Origin of the sequence: Oceanirhabdus seepicola, assembly GCF_023684385.1 — a bacterium.
Lineage (GTDB): Bacteria > Bacillota > Clostridia > Clostridiales > Clostridiaceae > Oceanirhabdus > Oceanirhabdus seepicola.
The window spans coordinates 297,551-316,708 of sequence record NZ_JAGSOJ010000002.1; the positions used below are offsets into that span (position 1 = coordinate 297,551).

The following is a 19,158-nucleotide window of genomic DNA, read 5'->3' on the forward strand; positions in this document are numbered from 1 at the left end:
ATTTACAAAGAGGAGGATGAAAGTTGAGAGTAATATTTATTTATAGTAAAAAGGTTACAATCATTCTAACTGTTATTCTTTTTATGATTGTAATGTTTGGATTAGAGAGTAGATTTCATGAAAAATTGAAAGTAGCATCATTGAATGAAAATAACATTTATAAGCTTAAAGAATATAATGATGACAATATGAGAATAGTATATAAATTACCTGAAAACTGGGGTAATACGGAAAAAAAAATAAATGTAGAGAAGGTAATATATCACAGTGAGTTTTATGATAGAGAAAGCTCTATAGGTGGATATATACAGCTGCAAAGTAAAAATAGAGAATTGCAAGATGTGGTGAGCGCATTTGGTCAAGATAAAAATAAAGTGCAAGAATATAATTATAGACCAATAAAGGTTAATGGATACAAAGGATATCTTGTGAAATATAAGTTGCAATCTTTTGTTGATAATAAGCAAATGAAGTTTGTTCAATATTACATAGAGAGCCAAGGGGATAGAGCGGTTGTAACATTTTATGCTCCAGATGAAAAATATGAAAAAAACTTTGAAAGAATATTTGAGGCGATAACTGATACAATAAAATTACAATAAAAGATGTAAAAAGTGTTAAAAATATTAAAAATTAATTTTATGTTAATTGATTTAATTTAATAAGTGATTTATAATTCTAAGGTAAGAGATTCTTAGAATTTTTTTTATTGTTAAGTATATCTTATAGTTTTGATATTCTTTGGGGGGAAAATAATTTGTTCAAGAGATTTAAGTTTATTTTAATGATAATAATAACTTGTGTTTTATTTACAAGTTGTGGTGTTTTAGATGATGTATTTATTAAAGTTGGATTTAAAAATGACAGATTTGAATATATTAATGAAGGAAATGTGACAAAGGTTGTAATACAAAGTGTAAGGGATAAAAACTTCAAGTTTATAATAACAGATAAAACTGTTCTTGATGAATTATATGATATATTATCTAAAGCAAAGGGAGCAGAAGAAAGTTCCACTTTAAATCCAGATTTCATATTTGAGCTCCATCTTACTGGAAATAAAGTTGAAAAGTATTATTATATTGCTGGATTAGATAAAGAAAATAAAGGAAATTTTTATAATGAAGATGAAAAGTATATTGTTTCTAAAAGACTAGATAATGATCTTTTAGATAATTTTTTCAATATAAGAACACCAATTAAATTTAGCAGTGTATATTATGATAGCATTATTGAAGTTTTAGATATTTATAGGGAATCTTTTGATAGTGATAAAATAAATGTTTATTTAAATAAAGATAGAGAATCTGCAAAATTTATATTATCTATAGAAGAAGAAGAATTTAAAGGAACACTAGAAAATAAGTATGATAATGTTGTATTAAATCAAGAATTAGGAACGTCAGCTATTGATATGGTTGTTTCAACAGTTGGATACAAATCAACTATTATTAAGATGAAAATTGAGTTTAAACAAAAAGGGAATATTTTGAAAGAATTTTACGTTTTAGGGAATTATGAAAATAAAAAATGGGTTATTAATGTATATAAAGATAAAAAACCAAGTGATTTTTAAGGAGGAAATATTATGAGTAAATGTGATAGTTGTAGTGAAAAATCTTCATGCTCTGGTAAAGAAAATTGCAATATTATGGAGCACAAAGGAAATATCAAGAATATAATAGGTGTTATAAGTGGAAAAGGTGGAGTGGGAAAATCTACGGTTACAACTCTTTTAGCTACACTTTTAAAGAAAAGTGGATATAAGGTAGGTATTTTAGACGCCGATATAACAGGTCCTTCTATACCAAGATTATTTGGTATAAATGAGGAAAGAGCTACTATAAAGCAAGTGGGAGAAGATAAAGCAGAATTCGAACCTGTGGAAACTAAGACAGGTATAAAAGTAATGTCTTTAAATTTATTAATTCAAAATGAAGATGATCCTGTAATTTGGAGAGGTCCTATGATCACAGGTGTTCTAAATCAAATGTATGGAGATACAAATTGGGGCGACCTAGATTATTTGTTAATTGATATGCCACCAGGCACAGGGGATATTGCTCTTACAGTTATGCAGAGTATAGATTTAAGCGGTATAGTTGTTGTATCTACTCCTCAAGATATGGTTTCAATGATTGTTAAGAAAGTAATAACAATGGCTCAAAAAATGAATATAGACGTTATGGGTGTAATTGAAAATATGTCATACATAAAATGTGGAAGTTGTGGAGAAAAGACAAGAATCTTTAGTAAAAAGCCTGCTGAGGAGCATGCTAAATATTTAGGAGTTAAACTTCTTGCAGAACTACCAGTAGATCTAGATTTGATTGAACGTATGGAGAAAGGCGAAATAGAGGACTATATTATCTATAATGTTGAATATGACAAGATAGTAAATGAAATAGTATAATTTTAGACTGTTGAAAATCTAATCTTAGAAAATTTGAAAATGAAGCATCCATCATTCTTCATTATACATTATCCATTTATTTTTAAAGCACGCAATGCGTGCTTTTTATACGTGTTACATAAGATTCGATATATCATTTTGATATGGGGATCTTAAGGAATATAAATTAATTTCATCTCCCAAAGTTGATGATTTAGGTAGACAAGTGATAGGAAATGAACGGGTTGAACTGTCATCCATTAATACAGTAACAAATAAAGTATCTTTATCTATGATTTTTCCTTTCATAAGCAAAACCTTCCTTTTTAAAATATCATACAACTAGGTTTGAAATATAAGTGAGCATTAACATAAAAAGTAAATAAAATATGCGTTTTTTTCCTTACAGTTGAAAAAGTTTAGGAATAATATTAAAATGTATATATATATACTTGTAAATTTTAACTTTATTATTAGCTAAATTTAATTAAATTATTCATAAATATTTTTTGATGAGGTGTTTTGGTGGCTCTTAAATTATTAATATTATTAAGTGTTTTATTGATAACAAGCAATATTATATATTATTTTAAATATAAATTACTGAAGAGAAACATGATTAGCATTCAACAATTAAAAAGATTAATGAAAGAAATTCATTTAGAAATTTCAGATTTAGATAATAAGCACGAAGTATGTGAAATAATCTTAACAAAAGCTATAGATTTTATTAAGTTTTCAACTAGAGGAAGCCTATTATTGATAAATGAAGATGGGTTGTTTGAATATGTTGCAATTAAAGGTTATCCTGAAGAGTTGAAAAATCTGAGATTCCAAAAAGAGGAATTGTATTTATATAAGATAAATAACTTCAAGGAACCGGCTATACTCACAGGAATTGATAAGTTGGATAAGGGATTATTAAATGAAATGAAATACGATCAACTCAAAGATTTAGGTGGATTTAATATTAAATCTACAATATCTTTTCCTATTCATGTAAATGGAGAAGTGATAGCAATAATGAATCTTGACTCAGAGCGGGTTACATTTGAAAAAAATAGACAAACGAAACTTTTATATGAACAGATAAAATATGATTTGAATAGTATATTTGAGAACTATAATGTGAGGGAGAAACTTACACAACTTGCAAACATTGATGAGCTTACTGGACTTCTTAATAAGAGACTTTTTAAGAAGATTCTTGAAAGTGAGATTGAGATATTAAGAAAATCACTAAAGAACGTTAAGGATTCTGAAGAACTATATTTAATATTTATGGATATAGATAACTTCAAGAATATAAATGATGAAAAAGGACATTACTTTGGAGATATGGCACTTCGTTATTTTGCAAATCTATTGAAAGAATATTTTTCAGAAAATGTAGTAAGTAGAATATATGGAGATGAATTTGCTATTCTTTGTAGAGGGGAAAATATCTGTAAAATTGGAGAGAAGATAGATTCTTTAAAGTATATGTTACAAGATTGTATGATAAAGACAAATGTAAAAAGTTTTAGTTATGGAATAATAAAAATTGATGAGAATAACTTAGACAAGAGCTATGAAACATTGATGCATGATGTTGATGAATTGATGTATAAAGATAAAAAGGATAAAAAATTAATTATGATTAATATTAATGAGTATTCTAATGAGTCACAGTCACGGTGAAGATTAAAAGCAATTGCTAAAGATAATGAAGCAATTGCTTTTTAAATAATTTAAGCTCTTCCGAACCAAGAGGAGTATTTATTGAGAATTTCAGAAGTTCAGTTACTGGTTTCTTTTTTATAACATAGATATTTTTAGATAGTGATAATGCTTCTTCGATGTCATGTGTCACAAGAAGAACGGTCTTCTTTTCCATACTCCAAAGTTTAATAAAAATTTCTTTTAAACTTTTCTTTAAGCTTGCATTAAGTCCAGTAAAAGGCTCATCCATTAAGAGATAATTACTGGGGAAAGCAAAAGCTCTTGCAATAGAAACTCTTTGTTTCATACCTCCACTTAATTCATGGGGAAACATATCTTTATATTCTAAGAGGTCAACTAAATTCAGATAATGTTCAATTTTTTTATGTATATCAGCACCAGGTATAACATGTTTAAGTGCAAAATTCATATTTTCATAAATTGTTAACCAAGGAATTAAGGTTGGAGATTGAAAAACGTATGAAAAACTATCCCCCTTTGACTCAATAATGCCGGAATAATTTTTATTTATGCCACATACTAAATTTAGTAAAGTGGATTTTCCAGAACCTGAAGAACCTAATATACAATTGATACTATTCTCATTAAAGCTTACATTTAAGTTTTCTATTATTCTATTATCATCATAGGAGAAACATAAGTTTTTGATTGTAATCATAACATCACATCCTAAATCTTTTATTGGCAATTGGAGTCAATAAAATTCTCAAAATCTTTTCAAATAAACTTCCTATAAACAGTAATACTAGAGTCCAAGCAAAGAGACTGCTTGTATCAAGGTTATATTTAGAAAGAGAAATATATTTACCAATTGAATACTGGGGATGGGTTAAAGCCTCAGTAGTGGCAATTACTTTCCAAGTTAAACCAAGTGAGCTTAACATTGCAGCAAGAAGTTGCGGGAATATGCTTGGAAGATAGATTGTAAATATTTGACGGAATAATGATACTTTATAAACATTAGCCATATTTAAAATATCTTTATCAACAGTTTTCAATCCTTCAACAACAGTAGACCATACTATAGGGAAGGATACTAAGAAACTTACAACTATGGGGACACTTCCTATGTTCATGTATATTACGATTAAGAAAATTATAGATATTATTGGAATTGATCTCAGGGTGTTTATGAGGGGTTTCAATAAGACATACACTGAGTTGCTAAAATGACAGATGAAACCAATGATTATACCACATAATATAGACATAATAAATGCTAACAATCCCCTGAAAATAGTCCATATGATGGAATAATAAAAAGAACTTGATCCAAGCATATAAATAAGGCTTTTGAAAACGGTTATTGGTGATGGAAGATAAACCTCTCTATTAATTAATAGAGAGGCTATATGCCAAAGGCTTAACCAGAATATCATAGGTGTTATTTTAAATAGTTTATTTTTCCATGAAGAAGTTTTCATCTGGCAATTTGCCTCCTACAGATTTCACATCGAAATCATATAATATCTTGAGGAAATTTAAAATTTCATCTTTTTTTGATTGCGCATCAATATAAACTACATTACAATTTGGTATAGATAGCTCGGCTATTTTGCTACTTGGTAGTATTTCATGTTGTTCAAGTAATTTACCAGCTTCAACAGGATTATCATTAACCCAAGAAACAGACTTCTCGTATTCTTTTAAGAACTTATTCATAAATTCAGTATTGTTTTCTCTGAATTCTTTTTTTACAACGATTGCTCCCATTATTATTTCAGCAGATTCTTCAACTTTATTCCACTCTTCTTGTATATTAATACATCTTTTAATATCTTTATTCTTCATTGAAACCATTGTAGCAAAAGGTTCTGGAAGTATAGCATATTGAATATCTCCACCTATAACGGCTTGTGCTAATTCTGAATTGTTTAGAGAATAATCTATAAGGATATCTTCATCTGGTTTTAAATTATTTTTATTCATAAGATTTTTTAATATAAAGTCAGGTGTTGCTCCAGGAGTACCACAGTATATAGTTTGTCCTTTAAGATCATCTAAGGAATTAATTGATTTATCAGCACTTACAATATACAAAACTCCTAATGTGTTAATTACAGCTAACTCATACTTTCCCTTTGTTAAATTATAGACTTTAGAAGCTACATTAACAGGAACCGCAGCTATGTCTAACTCTTCATTTAACAATCTAGGGACTAATAAATCAGGCGATGGGATAACTTCCATAGAAACAGAAGCATTGTCAGAATCTATAGAAGAAGAATCATCAATAAGTTTAATCATTCCTATTGAAGTAGGTCCTTTAAGAGTTGCAATTGAAACAGAAACAGGCTCAACAGGACTATTTTTTGCACCACAGGCCATTAAATTTAAGGATATAAAAACCATAAAAAGTACTAAATAAATTTTTTTCATAAATACCTCCTAAATTACTAAATATTTAATATTGACACTACTAATATTATATTATTTTAGTTATATTGGCAATTATGACTGATAAAGATTCACAATTTTCACGTGCAAAAATAATATATATATAGGAATGCTTTTGGAGGAATAGAATATGGGTAGAAAACATAGAAATTTACCTGCTAAACAGAATGGGAAAAATAAAATTGTACCTATGAATTATAGAATGAAACGCATAGATGCTAAGAATATTCTATCAATAACTCCCAATGAACTTTTTAAAACTTGGAAAAATAACAAGGAGAAGATGGAATTTTACGTAAATAAACTGAAAAATGAAGTGTTATATCTTCAAAAGCAGCTTTCTGGAGCTGATCAAAAAATGACTTTTGAAATTATGACAGAAATTGAACATAAGAAAGAAGAGATGTATAGATGTGAACACAGCTTCAGAGAATGGATTGGTGGCATTGAAAATGGAATAAACAGTGTTGTTCATAGAGTATTTGAAAAGCTACTTAGTGGAGCTACACAGAAAGATATATCAAATCTGGTTATTGAGTTTAGTAATACATTTTCACAAACTAAATATGGAAATGAAAAGCTAGAGAATATTTTAGTTTATTTCGTTGACGAATATAAAACTAATCTAGTTAGAGCAGTAGAAACAAGAAAAAGAGCCATGGAGGGGGTTAGGTATAAGTCTCCACCAGTGGAGCTATATTACCCAACAGAAATATATGATAATTATGGCGAAAATTTACCTAGTGATATGCAGCAAAATAAATTTTTAGAAAATAAAAATGAGCCTTATCCCCAGGAATATTATGATAATCAACTAAGTGAAATAACAAGATATAATCATGATAATAATCTGGATAAAATTTATGATAATAATAAACAAAATATGAGGTTTTTCAGCATATCAATATTTTATGGATCTTATGGAAATCAGAAAAATAAAAATAGAAGGACAAGAAATAAACCCTTTGGTAACATGTTATTAGGTGCATTTGATGCTATGTCAAATTTCTTATACGGCAATATACAAAATACTTTAGATGAATTGCATGATGAGTTAGACAGAAAAAGATAAATTAAGTGTCAAAAAAAAAACAACATTTTATGACTTTTTCAACAACATCACTGCTGTTTTTTACAGCAGTTTTATTTTTTTATTAAACGCTATATAATGAAAAAAATATTATGTCAATTTCTAAATCAATTAATATATGCGATTATTTTATAATAACTCACTGTTAGTATAGTATATTAAATTTTACAAACAAAAAGCAAAATTGATAATAGAGTAAATGTTGTTTATAATACATGAGTACTATATATAGTGTTTGGAAAAAGGAAAAGTGCTATATCTTGTACATCAGTGAAAAAATGTGATTAACAGGAAAGAGGCGTTATTTTGGAGAAGAACATGGAAAAGAATTTAGAGATAATGAAGAAGATAAGAGCAATAGGAATAGAAACTGACAGAGATAATGCAAATGTAGGTAATAATTTTAGTGCTAAACTTTTGAGAATAGCAAGTGAAGCTAACAAGTGGCATATGCTTTCGTACCTTCCAGAGAATTTGGTAGAGGCACATTCGAATGGAGATTTATATTTTCATGATTTAGATAGCTATAATTTAACGATAAATTGTTTGAATGTAGAGACTGGAAAAATACTTAAAAGAGGATTTAACACTGGGTATGGAACAATAAAACCGCCTAAGAGAATCGGAAGTGCCGCAGAATTATCTTGTATCTTACTTCAGAGTACTCAAAATGACATGTTCGGTGGACAATCGCATGTTAATTTCGATAATGACATGGCTTACTTTGTTAAGCTTACAAGAGAAGAAATACATAGAGATGTTAATGTTTTGTTCAATGATTTAAAGATTGAAGTAAATGATGAGCTGATTAGTAGTGAGGTAGAAAAGAAACTAGAGAAAGAAGTTCGACAGGCAATGCAGGGTGTTGTATATAATCTTAATACAATGCATTCAAGAGCTGGAAGTCAGGTTCCCTTTAGTTCAATAAATATAGGAATACCAGAAGATGATGATGCAGCATTAGTATGTAGAATGTTCCTTGAAGAATATGAAAAAGGATTGGGAAAAGGAGAACAACCAATATTCCCTAATATTATATTCAGAGTTAAAGAAGGGGTAAACAGAGAAAAAGAAGATAAGTATTATCATCTTTATGAACTAGCATGTAGAGTAGCATCAAAGAGAATGAATCCAATGTTTATGAATTTAGATGCAGATTTTAATTTGGAGAAATACAATGAAGGTATAATAGCCTCAACAATGGGGTGTAGAACATATATTATGTCAAATATAAATGGAGAAGATGGACCAGGGGGAAGAGGAAATATTGCTCCTACAACTATAAATTTACCTAGAATTGGGATTGAAGCAGATAAGGATATAGAAAAGTTTTATAAGCTTTTAGATGATAGATTATCAGTAGCAAGGGAATCACTTCTACATAGATATTCTGTTTTAAAAGATTTAAAGGTTAAGGATCTGCCATTTGTAGCAGGTGAAGGTCTTCTTAGAGGGTCAGAAGGACTTAGCAAAGATGATAATATCGAACCGGTACTTAAACAGGGGTCATTTGCAATTGGGTTTATTGGTCTTGCAGAAACATTGATGGCTTTAACAGGGAAGCATCATGGAGAATGTGAAGAATCAAGAAAGTTAGGATTAGAAATATTAAATCATATCAGAAAAAAATGTGATGAGTTTAAAAATACAGATAGACTTAACTGGTCATGCTATGCAACTCCAGCAGAAGGATTGTCAGGTAAATTCATACAACAGGATAAAGCTAAGTATGGAATTATTGAAGGGGTAACAGATAAAGATTATTACACTAATAGTTATCATGTACCAGTTTCAGCTAAGGTATCAATTAAAGATAAAGTTGATATTGAAGCCCCTTATCATAAGATATGTAATGCAGGACATATAACATATATTGAACTTGATGGTACACCAAGTACCGAAGATGTAATGAATATAATTAATTATTCGTATAAAAATACTAACATAAATTATATGGGTATAAATTTTCATATAAGATACTGTAAAGAATGTGGAACTAGCATTCAAGAGAATGGTAGTGCATGTCCTAAATGCGGAAGTAAAAGAATACAAGGGATATCTAGAGTTACTGGATATCTTAGCTTAGACGAACGATTCGGTGGAGGTAAGAGTGCTGAGAGAGCTGATAGAGTATCTCATACTGATAGACATGTAAACAGCTATTAAAATATAGTTTCTGCCTTCAAGGCAGAATACTCATAGAAGTTAAGAGAGGTTTTATTATGGGGTGTTTAAAAGAAAAAATAAAAGTAGCAGGTTTTTTAGAAAATTCATTAGTTAATGGAGATGGTATAAGAAGCGTGTTATTCGTATCGGGATGTACTCATAACTGTGAAGAGTGTCACAATAAAGCTATGCAGAGTAGAGAATATGGAGAATTAGTGGGACTTGATAATGTATATGAACGTATCATGAGGAATTATCCCTTGATCAATGGGGTTACATTTTCAGGGGGAGAACCTTTTGAGAATTCAGATGCATTATACAAGTTAGCAAGAAAAATAAAAAATAATAGTGATATGAATATATGGTGTTATACAGGATATAAATATGAAGAGCTGATGAATTCTGATAAAAGCGAATGGAAAGAGCTTCTGAAAAGTATAGATGTTCTTATTGATGGAAAATTTATAAGAGAATTTAAAGATGAATCTTTGAGATATAGAGGTTCAAAAAACCAGAGAATTATAAATGTGCAAAAGAGTATTGTTTCTAATAGAATAATAAAATTAGATATATAAAACTATAAAGTGTTAACATATTATTATATTTTTTCAGGAAACATTGAATATGGTAAATAAGGGGTATATTATTATAGTGTAGAGTAGTATTCAATGTGAGAGGAGGAGTAAGAATGAAAATGAGGCATAAAGTTCTTTTTTCTACTGGATTACTTTTTGCTGGGGCTGCTTTGTCTGGATATTTTGAAAGGAATAGAGAGGATAAGGTTCTAGTAAGAGGGCGTGTTGACAAGATTTTCTTGGATGAGAATCGCATATCTGAAATAAGTGTAATTGGGATTAAGTATGATGATACAGTGAAAGATAAGGCACTTATTAGATTAGATAACAGCACAAGGATAATTAGAAAATTCACAAATGAGATTATAACATCTAAATGTTTGAAGGAAGATGATCTAATTGAAGTAATAGTTGAACATGATGAAACGGACTCTAACATAATTAAACCTAAGAAAATAATACTTATGACTTAAGGGTATTGAAAAAAATAACCCTAATGAATTACAATGAAATTATTCATATTTTAATTAATATACTATTAAAAAAAAGACCTTGGTTAAGGTCTTTTTTTAGTTGTCAACTCTCCAGTATGTTTCTAAGGTGCGCTTTGATTTGACAGAAAATTATGAAAGTTCTATAATGGAAGTGTGTATTTGAATAAATATTACAAAGGGGGATAAAAATGGCAAAAGCAAAAAGAGGTAAAAATATAAAGAAACCAGGATGGAGAGGAACTTGTCCTTTATGCTCAAAAACAGGAGTTAAACTTCTTTGGGTTGCAACAAAAGAGGACAAGGATATTAATGTTTGTAGACTTTGCGGTAAATAGTAGTTTAGGCATGTGAAAATAAATAACAAGTCAAAGATGCGAAGTATATTTTGCAAAATAGACGAGTATACTGACTAGTTATTTATTTGAACTTGCCTTGGAGCATTTTACATGCTTAAAAGAATAACCTTTGGTTTTTCATTTTTTAAATCATTAGAGTTTATCTCTAATGATTTTTTATGTATTATAGGTAAATTTACTTCATATAAGAATTTTTCCAGACCTTCAATAGGCAATGGGAAATCAGGTGTTCTATAGTGCATAGGTAACACTAGTTTTGGAGAAAGCTTATGAACTAAATCAGATGCAACCTTACCATCAATGGTCATATTCCCTCCAACAGGGATGAAAAGAATATCTATACTTCCAAGTTTATCAATAAAATTATCATCTAATGTGTGACCTATATCACCTAAATGACATAAGTTTAGATTCCCTACTTTGGTTAAATATATTATATTTTCTCCTCTTTTGTATCCTTTATAGTTATCATGATAGCTTCTAAATCCCATTATTCTCAAATGTTTATTTTCATAAACATCACATTTGTTTACAATAGTTACATCACCAGAAAAATCATTTATAAAAGAATGATCAAAATGAGAATGACTAATAGTTACATGAGTAATTTTATTTAATAACTCTTTTTTTTCTAATCTTTTTATTACGAATTCACCAGGGTCAGTGATTATTTTGAATTCACCAGTATTTATATAATAAGTTGAATGACCAATATAAAAAATATTCATATAATCCTCCTATAAAATTACATTAAAATCTCTTTTTACTATGGAATTTATTATACTGCAAAGGTATAATATAAATTAGAGGTAAAATTATGGTGAAAAACTACTTATAACCTCGTTATTTTATATTTTTTACAAAAAACAATAAATATATGGGGGTGTTAAAGAAATAATGAAAAAAAACATATTTTTAAGTAGGATTTGTATGATTTTAACTTTTGTTTTGATTATTACAAGTTTCCAATTTGGAACAATTGATATAACTAAGAAAGCAGAGGCTTTATCCTTTCGAAAGAAATTTAAAAATGTTGAACTAGATAAAGTGTGGAAAATAGAATTCAGTAAAAGTTTAAAACCAACTATAGAGAATATCAATAAAGTGAGAGTATATGATTCAAACTTTAATTACATAGATACAACGAGATCTTATAGTAAGAATAATACAACTATTGTTATAAAACCAAAGAAAGATTATGAACCAGGAAGATATTATTACATATTTGTTGATAGAGATTTGAAAGCAGCAGATGGAGAGTTATTTGGAACGGAATACAGCATTGAATTTTTAACTAAAGGTGGAGTGACAACACCTGACTTAACTGTTGTGATAGATCCAGCACAGACATTTTCTACATATGTTGAAGGATTCGGAATCCTTGGAAAGGATCTAAATTTAGATATAGCTAAAAGGGTTGGAAATAAATTAAAATCCCAAGGGATAAATGTTATATATACTCGTGAAGGTGAAAATGTATCATGGTCAAGAGAAGTGGATATGAAAAGAAGAGCAGATATTGCTAATAAAGCTGATGCTGATTATATGGTGAGTATTTATTGTAACTTATCCGAAACTGAGACATCGAAGGGTATAGAAACATACTATCTTGAGGGAAAAGAAAAGGACAGGCAGTTTGCACAAGAAATCCAAGATAGTATTATAAAAAAAACCGGAGCAAATGATAGAGGAATAAAGACTAAGTCGAACCTTGAACTTTTTGAAAAACTGGAAATGCCAGGGGTTATAGTGGAGGCAGGATTTTTAACAAATGCAACCGATGCTGGTAATCTTAAAAAGAGTAAATATAAAGACAATATTGCCCTGGGAATAAGTGAAATAATATTGTCGAAGGTTAAGAACTCAAATTCTACAAAACCTACAGCAAAACCAAGTTTAAAATCTATGTCAAAAGAAATAAAGGCAGGAGCAGATTTTAAATTACCAGAGTCACTTACGATTAATTATAAGAATAGTGATAAGAAAAAAGTTCTAACAGTAAATTGGAAAAGAAAGAGTTATAACATTAATAAACCAGGAACATACTATTCTTACGGTACTATTGATAATAGTGGTACTGAAGTAATTATAGAATACAAGTTAGTAGTAAAAGAGCAAGAACCTGATACTGGTGAGGAAGATAAAGACAAAGATAAAGACAATAATACTGATGAGAATACAGACAAAGATACAGACAAAAATAAAGATGAAAACGAAGAAAAACATGTTGTTACATTGAATGCATCAAGAGGTGGATTTGATAGCGGAGTAATCAGTGATAATGGTGTGATTGAGAAAGAATTAAATCTTCAAATAGCACTGAAAGCTGGAGAAATCCTTAAAGCTAGAGGATTTGATATTGTATACACAAGAGATAGTGATTTTGTAACATGGAATGCAAGCAATGAGATAATAGAGCGTGTAAAGATATCTGATGAAGCAAAATCAGAACTTATGATAAATATAGGAGCTAATAGCGTTTCTAATACAGATGCTAGTGGAGTAGAGACTTATTATCGTGAAGGGAATAAAGCAGGTCAGAAGGCAGCTAAACTTGTTCAGGATAATATTGTACAGAAAACTGGTGCAACATACAGAGGAGTAAAAGGTAATACAAAGTTAAATACATTAAGATTATCAAAGGCACCTGCAATATGGGTAGCAGTTGGTTTTGTATCAAATGTAGAAGAAGAACAGAAATTAAAGGAAAAAGCATATAAAGATAGGATAGCGCTTGGTATAGCTGATGCTGTAACAGAATACTTTGATGGTACTGATGTTGATGTAAAAGATGAGATGCATGTAAAAGAAATAACAAAGAGAATAGAGCAGGGACAAAATTTCACATTACCTGACAAAGTGGATATAATTTTAGATGGAAATGGAGAAAAATCTATCAAAGTAAAATGGGATAAGAATACTGTAAATACATCAAAACCAGGTGTATTTAAATATGAAGGAACACTTATTGATAGAGATGATAGAGTTGTATTAACTTTGATAATTGGAAAGGCTCAGAAGACTGGTTACAAGGTTGTTCTCGATCCGGGACATGGTGGATATGATTCAGGAACTATTGGTTATACGAAAATGAGGGAAAAGGATACTGCACTGAGTGTTTCATTGATGATTGGAAACTATCTTGTTAGAAATGGTGTGGACGTTGGATATACTCGTACGTCGGACAAGGTTTCATGGCCATCAAATGTATCACAAGATCTTAAAGAGAGAACAAAAATCGCTAATAATCTTAAACCAGATCTATTTGTTAGTATACATCTAAACTCTACTTATAATGAAACAACACATGGTATCGAAACATTTTCATTCTATGGAAGTGACGAAGGATATTTATTAGCTAGTTACATACAAAATGAGCTAATAAAATATACTGGAGCATATAGCAGAGGAGTAAAACAAAAAGGATTCTATGTAATTAAGTATTCTGATGCACCAGCGGTACTTGTGGAATTAGGATTTATATCAAATAAAGATGAGGAAGCAAGGTTTAAGTCATTTGAAGAACAGCAGAAGTATGCTAAAGCAGTTGCAGTAGGTATATTCAAAAAATTAGGTGTTACTGATTATGATGTAACAGACTAATAAAAGTGCTCAGACAGTTGTGAAAAGCCCAATTTCTGCGTCACTAAGCTTCTCTGTGCTGCGCATGTACCAAATATGTACACTGCGCCGCTCGTTTAGCTTGTTCCTTGACCTTGAATTTTTTCAACAGTCTGGATATAAATACAAATTTAATTCATTGACAATATAAGAACTCTATAATATAATGTATTAAAATAATGTATATGATTGAAATGATAAAAGCAAAGATTAGGAAGAGTAACTATTTGTGTAGTTAGCAGAGAGTGGGGCTGGTGGAAACCCATAACTTAGACTTTTAGTGAAAATCACCTATGAGCTTAGGGCTGAACATTAGGTATGTACCTTAGTAAGCTTCTACGTGTTTCTGCGTTAAAGAATAGAGTATGATAGTACTTGAAATCCCATTATAGGTGGTATAGCGAATTTAACTTCGTCCTTAATTAAGGGCGAAGTTTTTTATTTTTATACAGTTTACAATGATTTTATAAAGGAATTATGGAAATAATCAATAAAGAGTAGAAGTGTAAAGGGTAGTTTATCAAGTATGATATTTCATCAAATATACAATTGAAAGGAAAGGGGTTAGGTTAATGTACAATAAAATTGATTCTTCAAGAAGTTTTGTTCAAATGGAAAAAGACATAGCAAAGCTTTGGAATGATAAAAATGTTATACAAAAGAATTTCGATGCAAACAAAGATGGTAAGTATTTTACTTTCTATGATGGACCTCCAACAGCTAATGGTAAGCCACATGTTGGTCACGTTTTAACAAGAGTAATGAAGGACCTTATACCAAGATATAAAGTAATGAAGGGATATAAGGTTGTAAGAAAAGCTGGATGGGATACTCATGGATTACCAGTTGAACTTGAAATTGAGAAAAAATTAGGAATCTCAGGAAAAGACCAAATCGAAGATTATGGCGTTGAGAAATTCATAAAAGAATGTAAGGACAGTGTATTCAAGTATACTGAGCTTTGGAAAGATATGTCTGAAAAGTTAGGTTACTGGGTAGATATGGATAACCCATATGTAACTTACCATGACACTTATATTGAGTCTGTATGGTGGGCTTTAAAAACTATGTGGGATAAAGAACTTCTTTATAAGGGACATAAGATAATGCCTTACTGTCCTAGATGTGGAACTTCTCTTTCTTCACACGAGGTTGCACAAGGATACAAAGATGTTAAAGAAGCTACTGCTTTTGTTAAGTTCAAGATAGTAGGGGAAGAGAATAAATACTTCCTAGCTTGGACAACGACTCCTTGGACATTACCTTCAAATACAGCATTAGCTATTAACAAGGCATATGATTATGTTGAAGTTGTAAACAAGGGTGAGAACTTAATCTTAGCAAAAGGATTATTAAATATATTAGAAGATGAATATGAAATCGTTAAAGAGTTTAAAGGAGAAGAAATTCTTGGAATGGAATACGAGCAGTTATTCAAGTTTGAGGTTCCAACTGACAAGAAAGGATTCTACATTGTTCACGGTGATTTCGTAACATTAACTGATGGTACTGGTATCGTTCACATTGCGCCAGCATATGGTGCAGACGATAATTTACTTGGACAAAAATACAACTTACCACTTATCAATCTTGTTGATGGTAAAGGTGAATTTGTAGAATGTGTTGAGCCATGGGCTGGAGTATTTGTTAAGAAAGCAGATCATAAGATTTTATCTTATATGGATGAGAACAACATGCTTTATAAATCAGAGAAGTTTACTCACTCATATCCACACTGTTGGAGATGTGATACTCCACTTCTATACTATCCAACAGATAGTTGGTTTATAAGAACAACATCTATAAAAGATCAGTTAGTAGAGAACAATAACAATATTAACTGGCACCCAGACAATGTTAGAACAGGAAGAATGGGTAACTTCTTAGAGAACAATATCGATTGGGGTATAAGTAGAAATAGATATTGGGGAACTCCACTTCCAATATGGGAATGTTCATGTGGACATAAAGAATGTATAGGAAGCAGAGAAGAATTAAATACAAAAGGAATTGATGTTCCAGCGGATTTAGAACTTCACAAGCCATATGTTGATGGCGTTAAGCTTAATTGTGAGAAGTGTGGAGGAACAATGGAGAGAACTTTAGAGGTTATCGACTGTTGGTTCGATTCTGGTTCAATGCCATTCGCTCAACATCACTATCCATTTGAAAACAAAGAGCTGTTTGAGAGTAATTTCCCAGCTCAATTTATATCAGAAGCTACAGACCAAACAAGAGGATGGTTCTACACATTAATAGCTATCTCTACAGCTCTTTATGGTAAAGCGCCATTTGAAAACTGTGTAGTACTGGGACACGTACTTGATAAAAAAGGTATAAAAATGTCTAAGCATAAAGGTAACGTAGTTGATCCATTTGACGTACTAGAACAACAAGGGGCAGATGCTACAAGATGGCATTTCTACACTGCAAGTGCACCATGGCTTCCAACTAGATTTGCGCCAAGCGAAGTTGCAGAGGCTCAAAGAAAGTTCTTAAGTACATTATGGAACGTATATTCATTCTACGTATTATACGCAGATTTAGATAAATTCAACCCATATGATCATGAAGGATTCGTATCTGAGAATGTTATGGATAAGTGGATAATATCAACATTAAATACATTATCTAAAGAGGTTGGAGATCACCTTGATAACTATAGAATCACTCAAGGAGCACTTGCTGTAGAAGCGTTTGTTGATGAGTTATCTAACTGGTATGTAAGAAGAAATAGAGCTAGATACTGGAGTGATTCATTAGATAATGATAAGATTGGGGCATATGTAACTCTTCACAGAGTATTAGTTGAACTTTCAAAGGTTGCCGCACCATTCATACCATTTATGACTGATGAAATCTATCAAAATTTAGTAGTTGGATTAGATAAGGAAGCTCCTGAGAGTGTTCATTTATGTAACTGGCCAGAGTACAACCAAGAGGAAGTTAATGAAGAACTTGAAAAAGAGATGAAACTTGCTTACAAGGTTGTTAAATTAGGAAGAAAAGCAAGAAGTGGAGCTAATATAAAGAACAGACAGCCACTTGGAACAATGCTTCTAGCTACAAAGTCAATACCTGAATACTATGGAGATATCATAAAGGATGAGTTAAACATCAAGAATATCGAATTTGGAGCTGATATATCTAAATATGTTAACTTTGAAATCAAGCCGAACCTACCTATATTAGGAAGAAGCTATGGTAAGATGATTCCTGCAATCAAAAAAGAGATCGCAGCACAGGATCAAATGGAATTAGCTCAAACAATAGGTAATGGTGGAACAGTAACTATAAATGCAAATGGAACAGAGATAGAGCTTAACAGCGAAAATCTCCTTGTAACTATGAATGGTCTTGAAGGATATGCATTCGCTGGAGAAGGTTCAATCGGAGTTATTCTTGATACAAATATAACTGAAGAGCTTAAGGAAGAAGGATTCCTAAGAGAGATCTTAAGTAAAGTTCAGAATATGAGAAAAGATAGCGGATTCGAAGTTTCAGATAAGATAAAATTATTTGTTGCTGGAAATGAAGAGTTAGATTGTATAATTAAGAAATTTGAAGATACAATTAAGAAGGAAACACTTTCTCTTGAAATAGTTTATGGTGTTGATAGAGATTACAAAGAACAAAAAATCAATGGTGAAGTATTACAAATGGCTGTAGAAGTTGTTAAGTAATAGCCACTAAGTTTAAGCAGAGCGTTTGCTCTGCTTTTTTTGAAGTTTAATGATATTTAGGTTGTAACATAGGGTGGCTTGTGTTAAAATCTTTTGGTCAACGAAATTAAATAAATAGAATATTTTCATATACCATTGGTAAAATTAAATAATAAAAGAAAATACAAGGTTAAAAAATAAAGGTGGTATTATGAAAAAAAATGAAGTTGAAAGATTATATCTTATATGGAAGAATTCTGAAGGAAAAGCTTTCAGGATAGGAAGATTAAAAAAAATCAAAAATAGGTTTTATTTTAAATATTTCTATGATATAGTTGAAAAAATAATTGATGAAGAAGATTTTGAATTATTACCAAAGCTATCTAGACATAATATTGAGTACTTTAGTGAAGAGCTATTTAGAACTTTTACTGAAATGTTACCTAATAGAAGACTAAAAGAGGGTATTGATGAGATATCTGATTACGAAAGATTAAAAGATAATCTCAAGAATTTAAATAATAAGGAATTTTATTTTATTGATGATAGCGAAGAAGTGGTTTAAAAGAAATGAAGAGATTTAAAAGAAGTTGATAGTTGATGATTGATAATTATGGATGTTTCTGCCTTTAGGGGCAGAAACTATATCTTACTGTTGTTTAGGACAAGATGTTTTTACTCAT

At 30.2% G+C, this 19,158-nt stretch carries 16 protein-coding genes, 1 pseudogene and 1 other annotated feature; of the genes and pseudogenes, 12 read left to right on the forward strand and 5 right to left on the reverse strand.

What is annotated here, in order from left to right; all coding sequences use genetic code 11:
* The first annotated feature begins 23 nt into the window (after nucleotides 1-23).
* The 3 genes from KDK92_RS09065 to KDK92_RS09075 all read left to right on the forward strand — a co-directional run bounded on the left by KDK92_RS09065 (nucleotide 24) and on the right by KDK92_RS09075 (nucleotide 2,413).
* Nucleotides 24-602 (forward strand): PsbP-related protein, encoded by a 579-nt coding sequence (locus KDK92_RS09065; protein WP_250858916.1) that lies wholly within the window; start codon nucleotides 24-26, stop codon nucleotides 600-602.
* Between the two features lie 155 nt (nucleotides 603-757).
* Nucleotides 758-1,576, forward strand: coding sequence for a YhfM domain-containing protein (locus tag KDK92_RS09070; RefSeq protein WP_250858917.1), 819 nt, complete (start codon nucleotides 758-760; stop codon nucleotides 1,574-1,576).
* A 12-nt stretch (nucleotides 1,577-1,588) separates the two neighbouring features.
* Nucleotides 1,589-2,413: an Mrp/NBP35 family ATP-binding protein gene (locus KDK92_RS09075; RefSeq protein ID WP_250858918.1), complete on the forward strand. Its 825-nt coding sequence runs from the start codon at nucleotides 1,589-1,591 to the stop codon at nucleotides 2,411-2,413.
* 114 nt (nucleotides 2,414-2,527) lie between these two features.
* On the opposite strand, the gene KDK92_RS09080 is transcribed toward KDK92_RS09075, so the two are convergent.
* A complete protein-coding gene (locus KDK92_RS09080) occupies nucleotides 2,528-2,701 on the reverse strand; it encodes a hypothetical protein (protein ID WP_250858920.1) in 174 nt (57 codons plus the stop codon).
* Between the two features lie 336 nt (nucleotides 2,702-3,037).
* Between KDK92_RS09080 and KDK92_RS09085 the strand changes: the two genes are divergently transcribed.
* Entirely contained in the window at nucleotides 3,038-4,072 is a 1,035-nt protein-coding gene (locus tag KDK92_RS09085; protein WP_250858922.1) for a sensor domain-containing diguanylate cyclase, read from the forward strand.
* A gap of 16 nt (nucleotides 4,073-4,088) precedes the next feature.
* On the opposite strand, the gene KDK92_RS09090 is transcribed toward KDK92_RS09085, so the two are convergent.
* The 3 genes from KDK92_RS09090 to KDK92_RS09100 are packed head-to-tail and all read right to left on the reverse strand — an operon-like array spanning nucleotide 4,089 to nucleotide 6,493.
* Nucleotides 4,089-4,772 carry an ABC transporter ATP-binding protein gene (locus KDK92_RS09090; RefSeq protein ID WP_250858923.1) on the reverse strand — a complete coding sequence of 228 codons (684 nt, stop codon included), beginning with the start codon at nucleotides 4,770-4,772 and terminating at the stop codon, nucleotides 4,089-4,091.
* Between the two features lie 4 nt (nucleotides 4,773-4,776).
* Nucleotides 4,777-5,538, reverse strand: a complete 762-nt coding sequence (locus KDK92_RS09095; protein WP_250858924.1) for an ABC transporter permease — start codon at nucleotides 5,536-5,538, stop codon at nucleotides 4,777-4,779.
* Entirely contained in the window at nucleotides 5,513-6,493 is a 981-nt protein-coding gene (locus KDK92_RS09100; RefSeq protein ID WP_250858925.1) for an ABC transporter substrate-binding protein, read from the reverse strand. Before KDK92_RS09100 ends, KDK92_RS09095 begins: the two co-directional genes overlap by 26 nt.
* A 148-nt stretch (nucleotides 6,494-6,641) precedes the next feature.
* Here KDK92_RS09100 and KDK92_RS09105 point away from each other — a divergent pair, with 148 nt between their 5' ends.
* The 5 genes and pseudogenes from KDK92_RS09105 (at nucleotide 6,642) to KDK92_RS09125 (ending at nucleotide 11,171) form a co-directional block, all read left to right on the forward strand.
* Nucleotides 6,642-7,583, forward strand: a complete 942-nt coding sequence (locus KDK92_RS09105) for a hypothetical protein (protein ID WP_250858926.1) — start codon at nucleotides 6,642-6,644, stop codon at nucleotides 7,581-7,583.
* 330 nt (nucleotides 7,584-7,913) lie between these two features.
* Nucleotides 7,914-9,767 (forward strand): annotated as a pseudogene (nrdD, locus tag KDK92_RS09110) (anaerobic ribonucleoside-triphosphate reductase); the annotation flags it as partial.
* Nucleotides 9,768-9,823: 56 nt separating this feature from the next.
* Nucleotides 9,824-10,342 carry an anaerobic ribonucleoside-triphosphate reductase activating protein gene (gene nrdG / locus KDK92_RS09115; protein ID WP_250858927.1) on the forward strand — a complete coding sequence of 173 codons (519 nt, stop codon included), beginning with the start codon at nucleotides 9,824-9,826 and terminating at the stop codon, nucleotides 10,340-10,342.
* A gap of 113 nt (nucleotides 10,343-10,455) precedes the next feature.
* Complete coding sequence (locus KDK92_RS09120) at nucleotides 10,456-10,815, forward strand: hypothetical protein (protein WP_250858928.1); 360 nt, start codon at nucleotides 10,456-10,458, stop codon at nucleotides 10,813-10,815.
* A 209-nt stretch (nucleotides 10,816-11,024) separates the two neighbouring features.
* A complete protein-coding gene (locus KDK92_RS09125; protein ID WP_250858929.1) occupies nucleotides 11,025-11,171 on the forward strand; it encodes a hypothetical protein in 147 nt (48 codons plus the stop codon).
* Nucleotides 11,172-11,278: 107 nt separating this feature from the next.
* On the opposite strand, the gene KDK92_RS09130 is transcribed toward KDK92_RS09125, so the two are convergent.
* The gene (locus KDK92_RS09130; protein WP_250858930.1) at nucleotides 11,279-11,920 is read right to left on the reverse strand and encodes an MBL fold metallo-hydrolase; all 642 of its coding nucleotides are present in this window, start codon (nucleotides 11,918-11,920) and stop codon (nucleotides 11,279-11,281) included.
* 169 nt (nucleotides 11,921-12,089) lie between these two features.
* On the opposite strand from KDK92_RS09130, the gene KDK92_RS09135 reads away from it, so the two are divergent.
* The 3 genes from KDK92_RS09135 to KDK92_RS09145 all read left to right on the forward strand — a co-directional run bounded on the left by KDK92_RS09135 (nucleotide 12,090) and on the right by KDK92_RS09145 (nucleotide 19,040).
* Nucleotides 12,090-14,795 carry an N-acetylmuramoyl-L-alanine amidase gene (locus KDK92_RS09135; protein ID WP_250858931.1) on the forward strand — a complete coding sequence of 902 codons (2,706 nt, stop codon included), beginning with the start codon at nucleotides 12,090-12,092 and terminating at the stop codon, nucleotides 14,793-14,795.
* A 215-nt stretch (nucleotides 14,796-15,010) separates the two neighbouring features.
* Nucleotides 15,011-15,236: a binding site (T-box leader), on the forward strand.
* A gap of 149 nt (nucleotides 15,237-15,385) precedes the next feature.
* On the forward strand, nucleotides 15,386-18,496 hold the full coding sequence (gene ileS / locus KDK92_RS09140; RefSeq protein ID WP_250858932.1) for an isoleucine--tRNA ligase: 3,111 nt from the start codon (nucleotides 15,386-15,388) through the stop codon (nucleotides 18,494-18,496).
* A 190-nt stretch (nucleotides 18,497-18,686) separates the two neighbouring features.
* The gene (locus KDK92_RS09145) at nucleotides 18,687-19,040 is read left to right on the forward strand and encodes a hypothetical protein (protein WP_250858933.1); all 354 of its coding nucleotides are present in this window, start codon (nucleotides 18,687-18,689) and stop codon (nucleotides 19,038-19,040) included.
* The last annotated feature ends 118 nt before the right edge of the window (nucleotides 19,041-19,158 follow it).